Raw genomic sequence first — 18699 nt, forward strand, 5'->3', positions numbered from 1 at the left:
CGGGTCTACGCCGGTTCGGTGAATGTCAGGAAGTACCCGTCAGGATCTTGCACGCCGAGTTCTCGGGTACCCCACTCGCGGACCTCGGGCCCCCATGCCGGGGTCGTGTGGCCCTTGATCTGTTCATACAGCGCACCCACGCTCTCGGGCCGGAAATAGAGCGTCCCTGTAAAGGACGGCGGTCCGGGCCACGGCGTGTCACCACCGAGGAACTGGAGGATCACTCCGTCCCGCGTTACTTCGCACCAGGTGGGCTCGCCCGATTCAGGGAAGACGCCGAGGATCTCGAAGCCCATCCGCCTGTACCACTCAATCGTGCGAGCAACGTCGTCGCTCTTGAGGATCGCTGAAACGGATCCCTCGGCCACGGTGGTGAGGATACGAGACTCGCTTACGAGATCCGCTCGAGGAACCCTTCGTACAGCGAGACGAAGCCGTCCTCGTCGAAGGTGATGTCGGCGGTGAACGTGCCCGAGGAGTACCGCACGACGCGATCGCCCAACGGCTCGTACCGCTGTTCCGACGCCACCAGCGCCAGCTCAGGCACCTGCACGAACGTCATTACGTAGTTGCGCGCCGGCCCGGCCTCCATCAACCCGTCGCGCATCACGGGCAACGAGTTGAAGAACGGCGACGCGAATACGTCGAAGAAGTCGCGCTCCTCGAGGGCGACGTGCATCCGACGCTCCCCATCGAGCTTGACGTCGAGGTCGGCGCCGTCGAGGGCCCATCGAAGCTCGTACGTCCGCCCGATCTGCACGCCGTTCGCCCGATCGAACGACTCGACGTGCGCCACTTCCATTCCCGGCTCGTCGAGACGCTGCCAGACGAGGGTCCTCATCGCGCGCGGAGCGCGGCTTCGACCTCGTCGAGGTGCTCGCCACGGTGGGACGCGCGCACGCAGTAAATCGGGCTGTCCGGGTCATTCGGCCACATTCGGTCCGGCGGCAGCGCGGCGACTCGCTCGTCGGTCTCCTGCGCGATCCGCAAAGACAACCGAACCAGATCGGCGGGAGGGACGGCGTGGATCAGCGGACGCGTCGCGTCGTTGATCCAGTCGACGTCCTCGGGCTCGGTGTCGGACTCGGCGAACGGTTCACCACGGTCGAGCTTGTCCGCCAGCGCGAGGATCCGGGCGTCCCAGAACGCGATGTGCCCGAACACGGCCGCTACCGTCCAGAACTCGTTGACCGGAAGTCGGAGGTTCTGTTCGCTCAGCCCGTCGGCGAGCGTTCGCATGCGCTCGAGCTCGCGCGCGTTCTCCTCGACATAGGCCCGTTCGTCCATGGCGCCCCATTCTCCCCGACGGAGGCCGCGGGCGTCGCGAACGCGAGGGGAGCCGCCGCCGGTTCCGTTCGCCGGAGAGGGCGAGCAGAATCAGCCGATGAGCGCGGGGATGCGCGAGGAGCGCAAGGTCGTCACGGCTCTCTTCGCAGACGTCGTGGGCTCCACTCGGCTCATGGAGGAGCTCGATCCAGAAGACGCTCGAGAGGTACTGGGGGCCGCCGTTCGCCGGATGGTCGAAGCGGTGGAGGCGTTCGGCGGAACCATCAAGGACCTTGCCGGCGATGGCGTCCTTGCTCTCTTCGGCGCCCCGGTCGCGCACGAAAACGACGCCGAACGTGCCATCCGCTCCGCGCTCCGGATCGTTCGCGATGTCGACGTCGACGAGTCATCTGTATCCGTTCGCGTCGGGATTGAGACCGGACTGGTCGTCCTCGGACCGGTGGGCGCCGGAGGCCGAGTGGAGTACGGGGCGACCGGCGACGCCGTCAACACCGCGGCTCGTCTGCAGGCGCACGCTCCGCCCGGCGGAATCCTGGTCGGCCGAATCACACGACGAGAGGTCGATGACCTCTTCGATTGGGGCGCGGAGCTCCTTCTCGAGCTCAAGGGAAAGTCGGAACCAGTATCAGCGTTCGAGGTCCTGGCCGAACGATTCGACGCGAAGACTGCCGCTGCATCCGTGCCAATGTTCGGGCGCGAAGTCGAACTCGAACACGCAACCCGCGTCGCGGATCGCGCCCTAAGCGGCGATGGGGGTCTCCTTCTCGTCGTCGGCGAACCGGGCATTGGCAAGAGTCGGCTGGTCGAGGATGTCCGCGACCATGTTTCGACCTCGGCGCTCACTTGGCTCGAGGGTCGGTGCGTCTCGTTCGGTGAATCCACGCCGTACCTGCCGCTGCGCGCCCTCGTGTTGGAAGCGCTCGGCGTCCCGTACGCCGAGTCGTTGATTGACCCCGAGGATCTGGGCACGCGCGTTCGGTCGCTCGATGCGGATCTCCATGACGCCGTGCCGTATCTCGGCGCGTTGGTCGGCGTCCCCTCCGACCGCGCGCACACGCTGTCTCCGGAGACGTTGCGACTTCGCACGATCGACGCGCTTCGGCGCCTGATCCTGGCGCTTGCCGAACGCGGTCCTCTCGTGGTCGCGATCGAGGACGTGCATTGGGCTGACCCCTCCACCGTGCGCTCGCTCGAACGCCTGATCCCCGCCACGGCGGGGACGCCCGTCCTGTTCGTCCTCACGACGCGATCGCGCGATGCGATCGTCGGTGTCGCGGCGAGCGCCGGCGCGAACGCCGACGTGATCGAGCTCGAGCCGCTCCCGCCCGATCGGCTCGACGAACTCGTCGCGGCGCTCCTCGAAGGCGGGGGTGTCCCCGCACATCTGGCGCGACGGGTCGTCGACACCGCCGACGGTAACCCCTTCTTCGCGACCGAGCTCGTTCGCTCGCTTGTCGCCTCAGGTGTCCTTTCGCGCGAGGGCCGGGCGTGGGTCGTGAGCGATCCGAACGTGAGCGTGGAGCTGCCGACGACGATCGAGAAAGTGGTCCTGGCACGACTCGACCTGCTCGAGCCGTCCACGCGCGACGTCGTCACCGCCGCATCGGTGCTGGGGCGCACCGTCACTCTGCCGCTGGTCGAGCGACTCGTCGGCGCGAACGTAGCTTCGGAGACGCACGAGCTCATCCGCGCTCGACTGTTCGCGATCAATGGGCATCCCGACGAGGTGTCGTTCGCGCACGCGCTGATCCAAGAGGTCGCGTACGGGTCGTTGCTGAAGCGACGGCGGCGCGAGCTGCACGCGGTTGCGGCGGCCGCGATCGAGGAGCTGTGGCCGGATCGAATCGAGGAGAACCTCGGTGTTCTGGCACACCACCATCGTGGCGCCGGCGACCTGGAGGCGGCGCGGCGGTGTCACCACCTCGCGGCCGAACGCGCCGAGCGTGTCCACGCGGGCGAGGAGGCGCTCGAACACCTGACGGCGTCGATCGACCTCGCAGCGGAGCTCGGAAAGACGGCGGCCGACCGTGACGTCGCCGAGCAGCTCCTAGCCCGTGCGCGCGTGCGCGCGAGAACGGGCGATGCCGACGGTGCACGCAGCGACCTCGAGTCGATCCTCGCCGAACCGGAACGACCGCCCGAGCTGGCCATGCGCGCGCACGACGAGCTCGGCTTCGTCCTCGCCGGGGCGGCCGACTACCGAGCTGCCGTGCCGCACCTCGAGACGGCGCTCGAGGCGGCGAGCTCGCTCGGAGATACGTGGGGCGAGGTGAGCGCGCTCAGCCGGCTATCGATCGTCCACGCGAACCGTTTGGACTTCGATGCCGCCATGACGCACGGTGAACGCGCGATCGGGGCGGCTTACGGCGAGGAAGGCGCCGAGGCGATCGCGATGGATGCGCTCAAGCAAGTCGCCCTCGAGACCGGTGACTTCGAGACGCTCGAGCGTCTCGCCGAACAGCTTGCCGAGATCCACCGACGGAATGACGATCTGTGGCTGCTGCAGTTCGCCGTGTTCGAGGTCGCATACGCCGACGTTGCAAGGATGCGAGTGGATCGCGCGTTCGCCGGTCTCGAAGAGGCACTTTCGATCAACCGGCGCATCGGCGACGTCGGTAACGAGCCGCTGTACGTGGCGATGCTCGGCCGGGCGCACCGGGCCCGCGGCGAATACGACCAGGCGGCCGCGTTGGGTCGGCGCGCGTTCGACCTCGCCCGCGAGCTCGGGCACGGTGAGTGGATCGCGTGGACGGCGGCGTGGCTCGGCTCGACGCTCCTCGAGCTCGGCGCGATCGGAGCGGCGACCGACGTGCTGTCGGTCGGCGTCGAGGCCGCTGACCGTTCCGGCGCCGACTTGCACCTCGTTCGGTGCGTTGCCTTGAACGCTTGGGCTTGGCAGCGGCTCGATGATCCGAGCCTCGCGCGGGAGTGCGCGGACCGGGCGACGTCGATCCTGGAACGGATCCGCGTCCGCCCTCCGAGGGCGTACGTCGCGGGACAGGACGCGTACGTCGCCGTAGCGCGCGTGCGTGTCGAGCACGGAGAGCCCGACGTTGCAGTGGAGCTCGTCGCGCCAGTCGTGGCGGCGTGTCGTGCTTGCGAATGGAGCGACGGCGTAGTCGACGGCTCGCTCGTGCTCGCACGAGCGGCACTGCAGCTCGGCGATGGCGCCTCGGCAGTCGCGGCCGCCGAGGCCGCCGTCGACGAGGCCACGCGCGTCGATCTTCCAACCTCGTGGCGCGCACACCGAGTGCTCGCCGACGCGTATCGCTCAGCGGGCGAGCCCGAGCGGGCGGCCGAACACGTCGCCGCAGCCGACGATGCGTTTGCGCGCATCGCCGAACGGATCGATGATCGGGACATTCGAGACGCCTTCGCGTCCGCAGCTACGAAAGAAGGAGTGGAACGATGAAGGTGACGAGCCTGCACCACGTCGCCATCCGGGTTCAGGACCCCGATCGCTCGCGCTCGTTCTACGAGAACGTCCTCGGCCTCTCGTTCATGGAGATCCCGGTGGGTGGGGACATGACGAACGCCTGGAAGGGCTCGCCGTCAGAGGGGTCGCTCCTCGCCACACAGGCCGGCGATACGTTCGTCATCCTAGAACCGCCGCTGGAGGGGACGGCGGCCGATGATCGGTTCAGTGAGCGCAGGATCGGCGTCGACCATCTGGCGTTCGGGGTGGAGGATCGGGCCACGCTCGACGAGCTAACCGAGCGTCTGCGCTCAGTCGGCGCCGAGACAGCCGGCGTGGAGCACGACCCTGTCCTCGATAAGGACTATGTCGCGTTCCGAGACCCCGACAACGTGCAGTGGGAGTTCTACATGCGGTGAGCCGCATTCGGGCTCAGACGTGCCGGATCGGCGCCGTCAGGATCGGGTCTGACGTCGGCTGGGTCGAGCACTCCGAGGGCTCCACCGTGACGGCCATCGCGTCGGTCGTTCCTACGTCGGCGTCGACGAAACGGAACACGGAACCGTCGGGTGCGGGTCGGAAACACGGACCGGGGACCACCGCGCTGCCGGAGATGATCCACAGCTCGTAGACGCGGTCTGAGGGCGGCGTTTCAAGGTCGGATCCGAGCACGTACGCCCCCGCAGTGCCGGGCGCGTACGCGACCGACAGGCTTCCGGGCACCTGCCCCTCGAACGTCACGACACGCGCGCCTTCGGCAATCAAGGGGTCGTCATCGAACAGGTCGCCCGCGGCCCAGCCGCCGACGAACAACGCGAGCGCGGCTGCCGCGGCGACGAGCGGCCGCAACCAGCCGGGACCAGCGGGCTTTCGCCGTGGCAGCACCGGCGGTGCAGTCTCCGCAGTTCCGGTTGCGTCACGCGTCGCCGTCGCCAGGACGCGATCCTCGAACCCCTCGGGCAGGGCGACCGGGTCGACCGCGAACGCGAGCCGACCCGCGACCTCGTCGGCGTCGGCCTCCAGGCGACGGCACTCGGCGCAGTCGGTGCCGTGCGACGCCATCTCGGCCTGGAGCGTGGCGGCCTCCTCTGGGTCGAGGCCGCCGAGAGCTCGTGCCGCGGTCAGCTCCTCGATCAGCGCGTGGTCTCTCATCGCGTCTCCAGGAGAGCCGCGCGCAGGCGCCGCATCCCGAGTAGCGTCCGCGACTTGACGGTACCGAGCGGCAGGCCGAGCCGACCCGCGATCGTCGACTGCGACATGCCGCCGAAGTACATCAGCTCGATCACGCGCCGCTGCTCCTCTGGCAGATCGTCGAGGGCCGCGCGTACCGCCTTCCTTTCCTCGGGCAACCCGAGCTCGTCGAGGACGTCGTCCGCGGGATCCGGGACGACGACCAGATCGGCGCCGCGTGCGTCCAGGGCGCGTCGGCGCTGCGATCCCTCGCGCCGAACGGCGTCGACGGCCCGGTGGTGGACGGTGCCCATGAGCCACGAGCGAACGGACCCGCGATCCGCGTCGTACCCGTCGGGATTGCGCCACACGGCGAGGAACGCCTCCTGGACGATCTCCTCTGCGAGGAACTGTTGGCCGACGACGCGTCGAGCGAGCGACAGCGCCGTCGGTGCGTAGCGGCCGAACAGCGCGCGGAAGGAGGCTTCGTCTCGGGCCCGCACCCCGTCGACGAGCTGACGGTCCTCGTCGTCAACCGGCATGGGGACATCCCAGGTCGTTCCCGGTCGTGCCACGTCGAGGATCAGCTCGCCCACCGTTCTTTCGCTCGCGCGCCTCTGGTTGTTCGCACCGGGACGCGCGTCGGATCGACGACGCCATGGGCCAGAGCCTAGCGACCTCGGTTCTGTCGATCTCGGGTGATCCGGTGGGGGTCGGTCCGCGAAGGAGGCGTTGACCGCGCCACTCCGGAGGTGGTGACGAAGGACGGCGCCGGACGGACCGGCTCTTTCGCGGACGCGGTCGCGACAGAACGCATCGACCGAAGGAGGGGAACGTTGCATACGAAGCGAATGCGAACGCGGGCGTTCGCCGCGGCGGCGGCGTGCATCGCGGTGGTGGCGGCCGGGCTCTTCGCGCTGGCGCCACTGACGGGCGGCGCGTCCAGCCACCGCGAGGCGCCGCTCGTGGCGGCCGATCCACAGATCGACACGACCGACGTGTGGGCGTTCGTCAGCGAGGACCGGCCCGACACGGTGACGTTGATCGCGTCGTGGATCCCGTTCGAGGAGCCGGCCGGCGGCCCGAACTTCTACGCCTGGGCCGAGGGAGCTCGCTACGACATCAACATCGACAACGACCACGACGCGAAGCCGGACGTGATCTACCGGTGGGTGTTCTCCGATCACTACCGCAACCCGAACACCTTCCTGTACAACACCGGCCAGGTCACGTCGCTAAACGATCGGGATCTGAACTTCTTCCAGACCTACGACCTGATCCGGGTCGACCGTGAAGCCGGACGGAGCCGGCTGCTCGTCGATGACGCGACGGCGGTGCCGAGCAACGTCGGCGCGGCCTCGATGCCGAGCTACAACTCCAACCTGTTCGACGCCGGAACGGTGGGGTTCGGCGGGCCGAGCAAGACGTGGGTGGGGCAATCCGACGACGCGTTCTTCCTGGATCTTCGCGTGTTCGACCTGCTCTACGGGGCGGACCTGTCCGAGGTCGGCGACGACACGCTCGCCGGGTTCAACGTGAACACGCTCGCCCTGCAGGTTCCGAAGGACGACCTCGCCGCCGGCGGTGACGCCGATGCGAAGCCGATCATCGGAATCTGGAGCACCACGTCCCGGAAGAGCCTTCGGGTCCAGGAGCCAGACGGCTCGACCGCGGCACGTGGCAGATTCGTCCAGGTCTCGCGACTGGGGATGCCGCTCGTGAACGAGGTCGTCATCCCGGTCGGGCTGAAGGACTACTTCAACGGATCGAAGCCGACGGCGGACGGTGCGGCGCTCCCGCTCGTGCAGGACCCGGAGCTGCCACATCTGCTGAAAGCCATCTACGGGACCGCGGTCCCGGACTCGGATCCCGACAAGGCCGGTGTCCAGCGGGCGGACCTGATCTCGGTGTTCCTCACCGGCGTGAAGGACCTCAACCAGCCCGCCGGCGTGACGCCGAGCGAGATGCTCCGGCTCAACATGTCGATCTCGCCGTGCTCGACGACGTGCTCGCCGTTCGGCGTGCTCGGCGGCGACACGGCCGGCTTCCCGAACGGGCGCCGTCTCGCGGACGACGTGATCGACATCTCGCTTCGGGTTGTGCTCGGTGTGCTGCTCGAGCAGAACAAGCCGCTGTCCGAGACGATCGGCGACGGTGTCAACGCGAACGACGTCGCTTTCAACGACGCGTTCCCGTACGTCGCGTACCCGCACGCGGGCTCGGACGCCGACCCGCACTGACGCTGATGGGGGGTCCGGCCGCCTTCGGCGCGGCGGCCGGACCCACCTCCCTTGGAGTAGCCATGAAAGCGGTCGGACGGATCGGGATCGTCGTCGCCATCGCCGCGACCTCCCTCGTCGTGGCCGGCATCGCCGTCGTACGGACGCCGGCCGGGCGCGACGACGGCGACGCCGCCGCGTTCTCTGCATCCGCGCTTCTGCGGCCGGGTGTCGGAGCCCTCGACGATCCGATCGATCGGCTTCAGCAACGCCTTCGAGAGCTGCCGGAGGATTGGCGCGGGTACGCGTCGCTCGGCCTCGCCTACGTCGCGAAGGCCCGCGTGACGGCGGATCCCACGTACTACCCGAAGGCGGAGGGCGCGTTGCAGCGCTCGCTCCACTTGAACGAACGCGACAACGTGAACGCCGTCCTCGGACTGGGTGCGCTCGCCCTGGCGCGCCACGATTTCGCGGCGGCGCTCCAGCACGGCCGCCGGGCGCGGGCGATGGCGCCGTACTCGATGGACGCCTACGGCGTGATCGGCGATTCCCTCGTGGAGCTCGGGCGGTATCGGGCTGCGTTCCACGCGATCCAGCGGATGGTCGACACGAAGCCCGCGCTCGCGTCCTACGCGCGCGTCTCGTACGCGCGCGAGCTGACGGGAGACGTGGACGCCGCGGTGCGCGCGATGCGGCTCGCCTTCGACGCCGCCGGAACACCGACCGACGCGGCGTGGGCCGCCCACCGCCTCGGCGAGCTCGCGTGGGGAAGCGGCGACGTGCGAACCGCCGCGGGGTGGTTCCGCCGCGCGCGAGATCTCGATCCGAACGGCGTCAACGCCCTCGCGGGTTTGGCCAAAGTCGCCTGGGCGCGTGGGCGGCCGGCGATCGCCATCGAGCGATACACGGAGGTCGTGGAGCGCTTCCCATCGCCGGAGCACCTGATCGCGCTCGGCGATCTGTACGCGACGACCGGACGACCCGAGCTCGCCGAACAGCAGTACGCCGTGGTCAGGGCAACCGCCGAGCTCGCCGCGGCGAACGGGGTCAACGTCGACCTCGAGCTCGCGCTGTTCCTGGCCGACCACGGCGAGCCCGAGGCGGCGCTCACGGCCGCGGAAGCGGAGTGGGAGCGGCGGCGAAGCGTTCACGTCGCCGACACGTACGCGTGGGCGCTGTTTCGGAACGGCCGGTTCGACGAGGCGGCCGGCGCTTCGAATCGCGCGCTCTCGCTCGGAACGCACGATGCGTTGTTCCTGTTCCATGCCGCGACGATCCGCCACGGCCTCGGCGACGACGATGCCGCTCTGGCGCTGATCGCCGAGGCACTTCAGAGGAACCCGAACTTCTCGATCCTTCACCGGCGGGCTGCGGAAGATCTCCTCACCGAGCTGAAGGCGTCGCGATGACGGCGCGCCTCTCGCACCGGAGCCGGCGAGCTCTCTTCCGAGCGGTCGTTGTGCTCGGCGTCGTCGCAGGCGTGGTGTGGTTGCCCGCCACAGCGTTTGCGCATCCCCTGGGGAACTTCTCAGTGAACGTGTCCGCGGAGATCAGGATCTCGGCCGGCGACGTGCAGATCGAGCATGTCGTCGATCTGGCCGAGATCCCCACCGTCCAAATCACGCCGGAGATCGACGTCGACGAGGACGGGACGCTCTCCGAGGGGGAGCTCTCCGCGTGGGCGTGGTCGACGGCGCGCGAGCTCGTTCCCGATCTCACGCTCACCGTCGACGACGATCCGGTGACGCTCTCGGTCGTCTCGTCAGCTGCGGGTCTGCGCCCGGGCCAAGGCGGCCTGTCGATCCTGCGGCTCGAATCGAGATACGGCGGTTCGATCCCGGCGCGAGGTGAGCTGTCCTTCCACGACGAAACGTTCGCCGATCGCGTTGGGTGGCGAGAGATCACCGCCGTCGCGGACGACGGAGCGGCGCTCGTCCGCTCGAGCGTTCCCGACCGGAGCCTCACCGGCGGCCTTCGCCTCTACCCGCGCGATCTGCTCACGAGTCCTCTCGACGTTCGCGCCGCCGTTGTCGACTTCGAAGCCGGGACGACGACACCGGAAAGCGAACGCGCCGAGGTCCCCGCGGCGCCCGATGGGCCGGCCGGCGTTGCCGCTGCACCGCTAGTCGACTTGGTCACCGGCCATGGCCCGTTCATGCTCCTCGGTCTGCTGTTGGCGTTCGCCATCGGCGCGCTGCACGCGATCGGTCCCGGTCACGGCAAGACGATGATGGCGGCCTACATCGTCGGGAGCGGCGGACGCCTTCGCCATGCGGTCGCGATCGGCGGGACGGTCGCCGTGTTGCACACCGTTTCCGTGCTCGGCCTCGGCGCGGTCGTCCTCGTCGCCAGCGAGGTGTTCCCCCCCGAGCGGATCTATCCATGGCTGACGCTCGGATCCGGGGTGATCGCGTGCTGCCTGGGGGCGGGTCTGCTCGCGCGGCGAATAAGTGCGAGGCAGGCAGCCCGTCGGCACGAGAACGACCAGCCGCACGAGCACCACCACCCGACTGCCTCGACGGGACGAGTCCTGTCGTGGCGAGGGATCGCGGCGATCTCGGTCGCCGGGGGAATCCTTCCATCGCCGACGGCACTCGTCGCCCTGCTCGGTTCGATCGCACTGGACCGCGTGCCCTACGGGCTCGCCCTCGTCGCCGCGTTCAGCTTTGGACTCGCTACGGCACTTGTCGTGGTGGGTGTCGTTGCGCTGCGCGCGGGTGCAATCGTCTCGCGCCGTTGGTCGCGGCGATCGACCGCGCTGGTACCGGTGCTGTCGGCGTCGGCGATAGCTATGACCGGGGTCGCGCTTGCCGTGCGCGGCCTCGCTCAGCTCTGACGAGCTGACCTACGCCGCGAGCAGGCGAGCGAAGAACGAACGGTAGCGCTGCATCGCCACCCGCAGGTCCTCCGTCGAGGCGTCCTTGCCTTCACTCCACTGCGACTCGAGCGATGATCGCTCGTCGGTGAACGTCTGGGTGAGCCGCTCCATGACGTCGTTCACGAGCGCGTCGGCATCCTTCACCGTGCCCCGTGGATCGTCGACGAATCTGGCCTGCACGTCGTCCCAGCGACGTCGGTACCCGCCGAGCTCGTTGTCATCGAACAGCGGTCGCCGCGCGTCGATCTCGTGCGAAGTATCGTCCGCCGAGTCCTCGCCGTGTTCGTGCGGCTCGATCGTCATCGGGTTTCCTCCTTGACGTCGCTCGTCTCGCCTTCTTCCAACAGCTCGGAGAAGAGGGCGCGATAGTGGACGAGGGCCTGTCGCATGTCCTCGGTCGTCGCGTCGTTCGACCCAACACGCTCGGAGATCCCGTGCGCGGCTCGGTAGTCCTCGACGACCTTCGGATGGTCGACGGACACGTCGGCGGCCCGCTGATCGAATTCGTTCATCGGATAGCCGCGCTCGCTCATGACTTCGGTCACCAGCTCGTCGGCCTCTCCAAGGGCCGACTTGGGGTCGTCCACGAACCTCGCCTGAACGGCGATCCACCGACTGGCGAACCGGGTGCGCTCCGCCGGGTCCAGCGGTCGGATTTCGAACCCCTCAACCCGCTTCTGTCGCTCCAACAGCTCCGATTCGGCGGTCTTTCGGTCCTCACTCTCCTCCACGGTTCGGTCGTACTCGGGACCGAACACCTCGCGGAGCTGTCCCGACCGCTGCTTGTTGATCGCGAACCATACGAGCACCCCGATCACGACCAGCGCAACGATCGCGATCACCACCCAGATCGCGGCATCCATCTTTCTTCCTCCCTCGCAGGCGAACCACCGGTTCGCATCGAGGGCCTACCCATCGCGGGTCGTGAACATACGCATTCACGTGGATTCGCCTGATGCCGCGATGGGTATGGCGGGAGGCGAAGGCCTACGACGAAAGCACGAGGGAGGTAGAGATGTATATCGGAGTGTCTCTCGTCGGATTGCTGGTGCTCATACTTCTTCTGGTCTGGCTGTTCTGAGGCACCGAACCCATGACACCAGCTAGGGATGCTGCGGCTCGGCGTGACGCCGAAGACGTCACGCCGACCGCGGCTGTTCGGCCGCGCCTTACGCTCGTCGATCCGCCAAAGCCAGGGCCCAAGCCGCGAACGAGCGACCGGCTCAGAAGGGCGGCTCGCACGGCCGCGGCGTTCTTCGCGGTCGGACCGTCACCCGTATAGACCGTTTAGACCCAGCGCGCTGTCCCGCGTCGCCGGGCGAACCAGCTCGAATTCGCCTAGGCTGTCGGTAGGAGGCGCGCAACATGGTTGACCTGCCGGCACCATCGATAGCCGAACGCACCGTGTTCTTCGAACCACCCCACTACACGCCCGACGAGATCGAGGCCGTGCTGTCCGACGGAACGCACATCAAGGCGGAGTATCAGCTCGACGGCACACGACTCGGATTCGCTCGCCCGCTGCCTGTCGGAACACGCATCCTGTTGGGCGGAATCCTCGGCTGGGTCGTCGGATCGAGCCCGAACGAACAGCGGAACGAGGAACCGAAGTCGTAACCGCTCGATAGGTGGCCGAGACTCTCCTTTCGCTCGCCACCGGGCTGGGCCTCTCCACCGCCGCGGGCTTCAACGCCTACGTTCCACTCCTGATCACCGGCGTTCTGGCGCGAACGACCGACCTGATCACGCTCTACGCTCCGTTCGATCGACTCGAGGAACCCGTCGTGCTCGGCGTGATCGCGGCGATCGGACTGATCGACTTCATCGGCGACAAGGTGCCTACGGTCGATCACGTGTTGCACGCGATCGGCTTTGTCGTCGCGCCGATCGTCGGGGCTTCTCTCGCACTGGGGGTGACGTCGGACACCGGCGCAGCGCCGATCGTGGCGCTGGTCCTCGGCGCGGTGGCGGCCGAGGCGACCCAGGGCGCTCGGTCCGTCGCTCGACCGGTCTCCACCGTCACGACAGCAGGCGTGGGGAACCCGGTGTTGAGTCTCGGTGAGGACGCCCTGTCCGCGACGCTCTCGTTCGCGGCGATCCTCGCGCCGCTCCTGGCGGTCGTCCTCGTCGCGGGAGTCGTCGCGCTCGTGGTCGTGGCGATCCGCCGGCGCCCCCGGCGCCGACCGATCGCCTAGCGGTCTCCGCTACTCGGCGTCGGGAACACGCACGACGCCGGTCACGCCGTTCCGTCGAAAGGCGCCGAGCGCCGCGCGAAGGTCCACGACCTCAGAGCTGATATCGGTGAAGCCTCGAGATCGTTCGAGCCCGGCGGCGACCTTTTCCAGCTCGGAGACGCGGGATTCGAGCAGTCGAAGGTTCACGATCGTCTTCGTGTCCGTTTCGTCGAGCGTCGTCGTCTCCAGGGCCACCGCTCGCATCCCGAGCGTCGTCAGAAGTACGACCACGCAGGTCAGGAGGGCGAGCCCGGCAAGTACGACCTGCAGCCACTCCACCGTAGAGATACCCATCCACAAGCCCTCCCTCCAGTCGACGGGGAGAGAGTGCGCCATGACGCGGGTCGAGCACATCGGACTATCGGCCATTCGTGGGGCGTCAACGGGCCCGCGGCCGATCGACGCGGGACCCCGAGGTCTAGGCCTTCGGCTGAGCGTGGCAGACGGGTGCGACTCTCTCGGCCGCGTGGGTCCGCCAGAGTGGGTTTGCTAACTGGTCAACTCGGATGTTGCCGGAGCCCTTCGGATCGCCATAGGTTGGCTTCACCGTTCTGTCACTCAGGCGGTTTCTGTCCACTCAGGTGGGAGTCCACATGAGCCTTCCGAGGCGCCTCCTCACGTTCGCGCCCGTCATCGTAGTCGTGACCGGGGTCGTCGCCGTGCCCGCCTCGGCGGCCGTTCCGCGGTGCTTTGGAAAGGCCGCCACGATCGTCGGGACGTCGCGCGACGATCGCCTCAAAGGAACGCAGGGCCGCGACGTCATTCACGGCCGCGGCGGCGACGATTTCATCAGAGGACTCGCCGGCAACGATCTGCTCTGCGGCGGCCGTGGCAGCGACCTCCTCATCGGTCGCGACGGCCGCGACCGCTTGGACGGTGGCGGCAGCGACGACGGTCTCCAGCCCGGGGCGGGCAAGGATGTCGTTCGAGGCGGCGGCGGTCGGCTCGACGACGTGCGGTATCCGGACGCTACGCGTTCGATCACGGCCAGCCTGGCTGATGATCAGGTGACCGGCATGGGTACCGACACGCTCGACGGCGGCGTCGAGCTGATCGTGGGCGGCCCCTTCGATGACGAGATCGAGGGAAACAAGGGGCTCAACGTCCTGATCGGCCTGGAGGGCAACGACACGATCACCGGACTCGGCGGCGGTGATGGCGTGGTAGGCGGCGCGGGGGACGACGTGCTCGACGGGGGCAACGGCGTCGACTTCGCCGAGAACTACTTCGTCGACGCGTACTTCCGCCCGAACAGCATCCTCGCGGGGCCCGTGAACGTGAACCTTCTGACCGGCGTCTCGACCGGCAACGGGAACGACACCCTCGTCGGGATCGAAGGGGCGTCCGGAAGCCGTGGCAATGACATCATGACCGGCGATGCGGGGAACAACACCTTCGTCGTCCTCAACGAGGGCGCTGACACGGTCGACGGGGGCGATGGAGACGACCTCATCGACGGTGGCGACGGCGTCGACAGCCTGAACGGAGGTCTCGGAATCGACGTCTTGGGGAACCTCGACTCGACGGCGGGGATGACGATCGACCTCAACACGCAGACAGACTCACACGGTGACACGCTGGCGGGTTTCGAGAACGTGTTGGGGACCGTGTTCGACGACACGATCACCGGAAACGACGCTTCGAACACGATCGAAGGCAGCATCGGAGCCGACAACCTGTTCGGACTCGGCGGCGACGACGTGATCCTCGGTGGCTTCATCGGGTTCGCCGATCAGGACGCCGACACCGCCGACGGCGGTCTCGGGTCGGACGCGTGCGATGCCGAGACGGAGACCAACTGCGAGACGAACCCCGCGCGGGCGTCCGTACGACACGCGATCGCGGCGAGGATCGCGTACTCGCTGACCTGGAAGTAGCGCGTCAGCGCCGGGCGACAGGGCCCGACCTCAACGCTCAATGGCGAGCTCGGCACCCTCAGTGGCGATGACGACGCGCGAGGGTTCGACGCTCCAGCGTTCGAGGACGCGCTCGCGAATCGCGTCGAGCTCGTCATCCGAGTGAAACGGGTCGTGGTGGAACAGCGCGAGCCGGCGGGCGCCGACCTTGGCCGCGAACGCCGCGGCGTCGGCAGCGCTCGTGTGGCCGAACCCGACCCGAGCTTCGTACTCCTCGTCGGTGTACTGGCAGTCGTGGATCAGCAGGTCGGCCTTCCACGCCAGGGCGGCTCCGGAGATCCACTCGGGCATGGCCGTCTCGATGTCGGCGCCGAGAGCGGGCTCGTGATCGGTGAGATACGTGACCGCTGCGCCGTCTGCCTCGACGCGGTACCCGACGGTGATGCCCTGATGCTGGATCGCTGTGGAGTGAACCGTCGCGCCACCGATCGTCCACGAGCCCTCGGGTGCATCGTGGAACGTGACGTGCGCCGGGACTTCGGACAGGTGCAGCGGGAACAGCGGCGGCGAGAAGTATTTGGCCAACCGTTGGTCATGCGAGTCAACAGGCGAGGGCGGCCCCCACACGTGCAGTTCGGTCTCGGTGCGCCAGATCGGCTCGAAGAAGCCCAGCCCCTCGATGTGGTCCACGTGCAGGTGTGTGATCAACAGGTCGATCCGCGACGGGGATTCCTTGATTCGCGCTTGGCCGAGGGCGCGGAGTCCCGTCCCGGCGTCGAGGATCAGGAGTGTCCCGTCATCCAGACGGACCTCGACGCACGACGTGTTGCCGCCGTAGCGCGCGGTGTCGGCGCCTGGAGAGGCGATGGTGCCCCGGCACCCCCAGAACACGACGCGCACGGGTCAGCCCTCGGCGCTCTTCGGGACGCCCTCCCAGAAGAATGCGATGGCGCCCACGAGCTCACCCGCGTGCGCCATGAGCGGGAACGCGGTCGCCTCGATGCGACGAGCTACGCCGTCCCCGGCGGTAATCGTCACCGGCATATGCGCGGGTTCTCGGCGCATCACAGCGATGCCGAGCGGCGTGTCGGGCACCGCGACCCGCTCGCCATGCTCGTCGGCCACTCGGAAGCGTTCCAGATACTCCTTGCGCGACATCCCGTGGCCCTCGCCGAACCCCGTACCGAGCAGCTTCTCGGCTGCCTCGTTGAAGTAGATGACCCGTCCATCGGGGTCGACCAGGAACGCCGCAGTCGCCAAGCGGGAGGCGAAATTCCGAGCGAGGATCAGGATCAGGTGCCGCTGCGGCGGCAGGTCGCCCATGGCGGGGGGAAGACTATCCCGGCGTGCGGTCTTCGATCTCCCACGCGTGGTCGAGGACGTGCCACGCCGACCGTCGAACGAAGTAACGAGGCGTCCACCGTTTGCCGCCGCGGGGTCCTTCGGGAACGCCGTCGCGAGCGACCCGTTCGAGCGTGTCGAGGATCGCTGCGCGGAGTCGCGCGGCGCGTTCCCGGGGTGGGGACTTCGGGGCCCTGGCGCCGAGACGCGACAGGTAGCTCTCGTCGGAGCCGAGAATGTGGTCGACGATCTTGTCGAGGTCTCGGCCGCCTCCGCGCGGACCCTTCGTCAGCTCCTTGTCCTCGGCGGCGTCGGCGGCGCGATCGAGCGCCCGCCAGCTCGCCTTCAGGATCGTTTGGAACCGTTCGAGGTCCTTCGTCGCGATCGGCTTCGTGTCGGACGACGTCGGGATGTCCGGCGCGCCGAACTCGGTCGTGGCGTTTCCGGAGAGCCGTTCGACGACCGGGAGCGTTGACGGTCGCCACGGCGGATCGAACTTCAGCCCTGTTCCACGGAGGACCTTCGCGTATCGCGGCGCGTACGCGAGGAGCGTCTCGATCGCGGCGTCCTCGTCCCGCCCGCTGCGCGTCCAACCGGGCCAGTCGACCGAGCCGGCGAACACGCGTTTGCGTCCGATCTCCACGTACACGGGCGTCCTCGCCACATCGGTATCGAACCAGATGGCTCTGTCGGCGCCGCTCGGTAGCGTCCGGTCGTGACGGTTAGGCTCGATTCGGATACCATTCGGAGTGTGACAAAGCTCCAGATTCGATCCGTTCGGGCTCCGCTCGACGACCCGGATACGGCCGAGGCCGCCGTCGACGTGCTCAAGGCGATGGAGGCGATGGGCCTGTTGGTCGACGATGTGGACGAGCTGACCCTGGACGTCGTCCGTTCGGTAGCGACGCGAGCGGCGGAGGTAGGCGTCGGCGAGTCGGCCGCCGCGTCACTTCGATCGACGGCGTCTCGCTCGCCCGACCGCGCGGCAGCCGCGTTGCGGGAGCTCCAACGTGCGCTGGAGGGATCGCCGCTCCCGGCGTTCGAGTGGCCGGCGATGATCGAGCTGTTCGGCGTCGAGCGCCTGGCCGAGCTGGTGGGAGTCTCGGTCGCCAGCCTCCGACGCTATGCGGCGGATCAGCGGCCGACGCCGGACGTCGTGGCGGCACGCCTCCACCTGGTCGCGCGGATCGTCGCGGAACTTCGCGGCGCGTACTCGGAGGTGGGTGTGCGCAGATGGTTCGAGCGGACGCGCTCGCTCCTCGGCGGTACGACGCCCGATTCGGTGCTCTCCGGCGAGTGGGATCCGGACGGCGTCGACGCCGAACGTGCGTTGGCGCTGGCGCGTTCGCTCACGGCTTCGCCAACGACGTGATCGTTTTCCGTCACACCGATCCGCGCTTCCCGTTTCTCTGGGAGACCGCTGGGCAGCCGGCGAGCCGATGGAACGGGGATGGCGGCGGACCGGTGAACACGTTCGCCGACACGCCCGAAGGGGCGTGGGCCGAGCTGCTCCGACACGAGGAGATCACCGACCCGGGCGATGTCCTGGAGGTTCGGCGTTCGTTGTGGGCGGTCGAGATCGGCGAGCTCCCGACGGCCAGGCCCCGATTGCCGCGGACCACGATGACGGGCGGCGTGCGCTCGTACCCGGCATGCCGGCGCGAGGCCTCACGCCTGCGCGAGCGTGGGGGCTCCGGGTTCGTCGCTCCTTCCGCCGCGCTCGTCGCCGGAGGCGCGCACGGATGGCTCGTCTCCGGTGGGTTGCGTCGGGGGCCGAGGCGCGACGGGCGGGTGATCGTCCTGTTCGGAGCTCGGCCGAATCTCCTCGGATGGGAAGCCGTGTATCAGGGCCGCCCCTCCGACCTGCTGCTCAGGCGGGTTCGTCACCTCGGGCGCGCTCGAGCGCGATGACGGGGATCCTTCGGGACGTGCGCTTCGGGTACTCGCCGAAATCCGGTCGCCGTTCGACCTGCCGCGCGTAGAGCTCGGCGCGTTCGTTCTCCTCCTGGATCTCTGTGGCACGCACGGGGATCGTCTCGGTCCCCACCTCGATCTCGACGTCCCGGTTCGCCATCAGGTTGAGGTACCAGTGCGGGTTGGTCGGTGCACCGCTCTTCGTGGCGAAGACGACGAACCGGTCGCCGTCGGGCAGGTAGACGAGCGGGTTCACTCGCGGGAGACCCGTCTTCCTGCCCGCCGTGTGAAGGAGCAACATCGTGGCGCCCTCGAAGTAGCCCCCGACGCGTCCTTCGTTCGCCCGGAACTGCTCGATGATCCCGGCGTTGTGATCGGCCATCGT

General features: G+C 68.4%; 22 protein-coding genes. 10 read left to right on the forward strand and 12 right to left on the reverse strand.

All coding sequences use genetic code 11. The features are described from left to right. Positions 1–5: 5 nt before the first annotated feature. From VFA08_05660 to VFA08_05670, 3 genes are read right to left on the reverse strand one after another with little or no spacing between them, the layout of a single operon-like run. Complete coding sequence (locus tag VFA08_05660; GenBank protein ID HYZ13077.1) at positions 6–368, reverse strand: VOC family protein; 363 nt, start codon at positions 366–368, stop codon at positions 6–8. Between the two features lie 23 nt (positions 369–391). Then, entirely contained in the window at positions 392–841 is a 450-nt protein-coding gene (locus VFA08_05665) for a putative glycolipid-binding domain-containing protein (GenBank protein HYZ13078.1), read from the reverse strand. Then, positions 838–1287: a maleylpyruvate isomerase N-terminal domain-containing protein gene (locus VFA08_05670; GenBank protein ID HYZ13079.1), complete on the reverse strand. Its 450-nt coding sequence runs from the start codon at positions 1285–1287 to the stop codon at positions 838–840. Before VFA08_05670 ends, VFA08_05665 begins: the two co-directional genes overlap by 4 nt. A gap of 97 nt (positions 1288–1384) precedes the next feature. Between VFA08_05670 and VFA08_05675 the strand changes: the two genes are divergently transcribed. Both VFA08_05675 and VFA08_05680 read left to right on the forward strand, forming a co-directional pair. Then, positions 1385–4699 carry an AAA family ATPase gene (locus VFA08_05675; protein ID HYZ13080.1) on the forward strand — a complete coding sequence of 1105 codons (3315 nt, stop codon included), beginning with the start codon at positions 1385–1387 and terminating at the stop codon, positions 4697–4699. Further along, the gene (locus VFA08_05680; GenBank protein ID HYZ13081.1) at positions 4696–5121 is read left to right on the forward strand and encodes a VOC family protein; all 426 of its coding nucleotides are present in this window, start codon (positions 4696–4698) and stop codon (positions 5119–5121) included. Before VFA08_05675 ends, VFA08_05680 begins: the two co-directional genes overlap by 4 nt. A gap of 13 nt (positions 5122–5134) precedes the next feature. Here the strand turns inward: VFA08_05680 and VFA08_05685 are convergent, their stop codons facing one another. Both VFA08_05685 and VFA08_05690 read right to left on the reverse strand, forming a co-directional pair. Then, positions 5135–5854 carry an anti-sigma factor gene (locus VFA08_05685; GenBank protein HYZ13082.1) on the reverse strand — a complete coding sequence of 240 codons (720 nt, stop codon included), beginning with the start codon at positions 5852–5854 and terminating at the stop codon, positions 5135–5137. Beyond that, complete coding sequence (locus VFA08_05690; GenBank protein HYZ13083.1) at positions 5851–6468, reverse strand: sigma-70 family RNA polymerase sigma factor; 618 nt, start codon at positions 6466–6468, stop codon at positions 5851–5853. The genes VFA08_05685 and VFA08_05690 overlap by 4 nt, the downstream gene beginning before the upstream one ends. A 240-nt stretch (positions 6469–6708) precedes the next feature. On the opposite strand from VFA08_05690, the gene VFA08_05695 reads away from it, so the two are divergent. The 3 genes from VFA08_05695 (at position 6709) to VFA08_05705 (ending at position 10927) form a co-directional block, all read left to right on the forward strand. Then, positions 6709–8112, forward strand: coding sequence for a DUF4331 domain-containing protein (locus tag VFA08_05695; protein ID HYZ13084.1), 1404 nt, complete (start codon positions 6709–6711; stop codon positions 8110–8112). A gap of 62 nt (positions 8113–8174) precedes the next feature. Beyond that, complete coding sequence (locus tag VFA08_05700; protein ID HYZ13085.1) at positions 8175–9500, forward strand: tetratricopeptide repeat protein; 1326 nt, start codon at positions 8175–8177, stop codon at positions 9498–9500. Then, positions 9497–10927: a sulfite exporter TauE/SafE family protein gene (locus VFA08_05705; GenBank protein ID HYZ13086.1), complete on the forward strand. Its 1431-nt coding sequence runs from the start codon at positions 9497–9499 to the stop codon at positions 10925–10927. Before VFA08_05700 ends, VFA08_05705 begins: the two co-directional genes overlap by 4 nt. Before the next feature lie 9 nt (positions 10928–10936). On the opposite strand, the gene VFA08_05710 is transcribed toward VFA08_05705, so the two are convergent. Further along, positions 10937–11272 (reverse strand): hypothetical protein, encoded by a 336-nt coding sequence (locus tag VFA08_05710; protein ID HYZ13087.1) that lies wholly within the window; start codon positions 11270–11272, stop codon positions 10937–10939. Further along, positions 11269–11832: a hypothetical protein gene (locus VFA08_05715; GenBank protein HYZ13088.1), complete on the reverse strand. Its 564-nt coding sequence runs from the start codon at positions 11830–11832 to the stop codon at positions 11269–11271. Before VFA08_05715 ends, VFA08_05710 begins: the two co-directional genes overlap by 4 nt. Before the next feature lie 502 nt (positions 11833–12334). Here VFA08_05715 and VFA08_05720 point away from each other — a divergent pair. Both VFA08_05720 and VFA08_05725 read left to right on the forward strand, forming a co-directional pair. Next, on the forward strand, positions 12335–12586 hold the full coding sequence (locus VFA08_05720) for a hypothetical protein (GenBank protein ID HYZ13089.1): 252 nt from the start codon (positions 12335–12337) through the stop codon (positions 12584–12586). A gap of 11 nt (positions 12587–12597) precedes the next feature. Continuing rightward, positions 12598–13164, forward strand: coding sequence for a DUF4126 domain-containing protein (locus VFA08_05725; protein HYZ13090.1), 567 nt, complete (start codon positions 12598–12600; stop codon positions 13162–13164). 9 nt (positions 13165–13173) lie between these two features. Here VFA08_05725 and VFA08_05730 read toward each other — a convergent pair whose 3' ends face one another. Next, a complete protein-coding gene (locus tag VFA08_05730) occupies positions 13174–13572 on the reverse strand; it encodes a hypothetical protein (protein HYZ13091.1) in 399 nt (132 codons plus the stop codon). Between the two features lie 224 nt (positions 13573–13796). Here VFA08_05730 and VFA08_05735 point away from each other — a divergent pair, with 224 nt between their 5' ends. After that, positions 13797–15080 carry a calcium-binding protein gene (locus VFA08_05735; GenBank protein ID HYZ13092.1) on the forward strand — a complete coding sequence of 428 codons (1284 nt, stop codon included), beginning with the start codon at positions 13797–13799 and terminating at the stop codon, positions 15078–15080. Positions 15081–15110: 30 nt separating this feature from the next. Here the strand turns inward: VFA08_05735 and VFA08_05740 are convergent, their stop codons facing one another. Genes VFA08_05740 through VFA08_05750 form a run of 3 tightly spaced genes read right to left on the reverse strand, consistent with a single transcriptional unit; the run spans position 15111 to position 17064 of the window. Continuing rightward, entirely contained in the window at positions 15111–15959 is an 849-nt protein-coding gene (locus VFA08_05740; protein HYZ13093.1) for an MBL fold metallo-hydrolase, read from the reverse strand. Between the two features lie 3 nt (positions 15960–15962). Continuing rightward, the gene (locus tag VFA08_05745; GenBank protein HYZ13094.1) at positions 15963–16382 is read right to left on the reverse strand and encodes a PAS domain-containing protein; all 420 of its coding nucleotides are present in this window, start codon (positions 16380–16382) and stop codon (positions 15963–15965) included. A 13-nt stretch (positions 16383–16395) separates the two neighbouring features. Next, positions 16396–17064 (reverse strand): hypothetical protein, encoded by a 669-nt coding sequence (locus VFA08_05750; protein ID HYZ13095.1) that lies wholly within the window; start codon positions 17062–17064, stop codon positions 16396–16398. Positions 17065–17151: 87 nt separating this feature from the next. Between VFA08_05750 and VFA08_05755 the strand changes: the two genes are divergently transcribed. Beyond that, positions 17152–17772, forward strand: a complete 621-nt coding sequence (locus VFA08_05755) for a hypothetical protein (protein HYZ13096.1) — start codon at positions 17152–17154, stop codon at positions 17770–17772. Then, the gene (locus tag VFA08_05760; protein ID HYZ13097.1) at positions 17769–18311 is read left to right on the forward strand and encodes an RES domain-containing protein; all 543 of its coding nucleotides are present in this window, start codon (positions 17769–17771) and stop codon (positions 18309–18311) included. The genes VFA08_05755 and VFA08_05760 overlap by 4 nt, the downstream gene beginning before the upstream one ends. Here VFA08_05760 and VFA08_05765 read toward each other — a convergent pair. Further along, the gene (locus tag VFA08_05765; GenBank protein ID HYZ13098.1) at positions 18271–18696 is read right to left on the reverse strand and encodes a nitroreductase family deazaflavin-dependent oxidoreductase; all 426 of its coding nucleotides are present in this window, start codon (positions 18694–18696) and stop codon (positions 18271–18273) included. The two genes, VFA08_05760 and VFA08_05765, sit on opposite strands and share 41 nt — an antisense overlap. Positions 18697–18699 lie beyond the last annotated feature (3 nt).

The organism is Actinomycetota bacterium (assembly GCA_035640355.1).
Lineage (GTDB): Bacteria > Actinomycetota > UBA4738 > UBA4738 > HRBIN12 > CALGFI01.

Bases quoted from the DNA above. Each gene is read 5' to 3' on its own strand.
- VFA08_05665 (HYZ13078.1), bottom strand. From the start codon at position 841: ATGAGGACCCTCGTCTGGCAGCGTCTCGACGAGCCGGGAATGGAAGTG.
- VFA08_05670 (HYZ13079.1), bottom strand. From the start codon at position 1,287: ATGGACGAACGGGCCTATGTCGAGGAGAACGCGCGCGAGCTCGAGCGC.
- VFA08_05675 (HYZ13080.1), top strand. From the start codon at position 1,385: ATGAGCGCGGGGATGCGCGAGGAGCGCAAGGTCGTCACGGCTCTCTTC.
- VFA08_05680 (HYZ13081.1), top strand. From the start codon at position 4,696: ATGAAGGTGACGAGCCTGCACCACGTCGCCATCCGGGTTCAGGACCCC.
- VFA08_05685 (HYZ13082.1), bottom strand. From the start codon at position 5,854: ATGAGAGACCACGCGCTGATCGAGGAGCTGACCGCGGCACGAGCTCTC.
- VFA08_05700 (HYZ13085.1), top strand. From the start codon at position 8,175: ATGAAAGCGGTCGGACGGATCGGGATCGTCGTCGCCATCGCCGCGACC.
- VFA08_05705 (HYZ13086.1), top strand. From the start codon at position 9,497: ATGACGGCGCGCCTCTCGCACCGGAGCCGGCGAGCTCTCTTCCGAGCG.
- VFA08_05710 (HYZ13087.1), bottom strand. From the start codon at position 11,272: ATGACGATCGAGCCGCACGAACACGGCGAGGACTCGGCGGACGATACT.
- VFA08_05715 (HYZ13088.1), bottom strand. From the start codon at position 11,832: ATGGATGCCGCGATCTGGGTGGTGATCGCGATCGTTGCGCTGGTCGTG.
- VFA08_05720 (HYZ13089.1), top strand. From the start codon at position 12,335: ATGGTTGACCTGCCGGCACCATCGATAGCCGAACGCACCGTGTTCTTC.
- VFA08_05730 (HYZ13091.1), bottom strand. From the start codon at position 13,572: ATGGCCGATAGTCCGATGTGCTCGACCCGCGTCATGGCGCACTCTCTC.
- VFA08_05735 (HYZ13092.1), top strand. From the start codon at position 13,797: ATGAGCCTTCCGAGGCGCCTCCTCACGTTCGCGCCCGTCATCGTAGTC.
- VFA08_05745 (HYZ13094.1), bottom strand. From the start codon at position 16,382: ATGGGCGACCTGCCGCCGCAGCGGCACCTGATCCTGATCCTCGCTCGG.
- VFA08_05765 (HYZ13098.1), bottom strand. From the start codon at position 18,696: ATGGCCGATCACAACGCCGGGATCATCGAGCAGTTCCGGGCGAACGAA.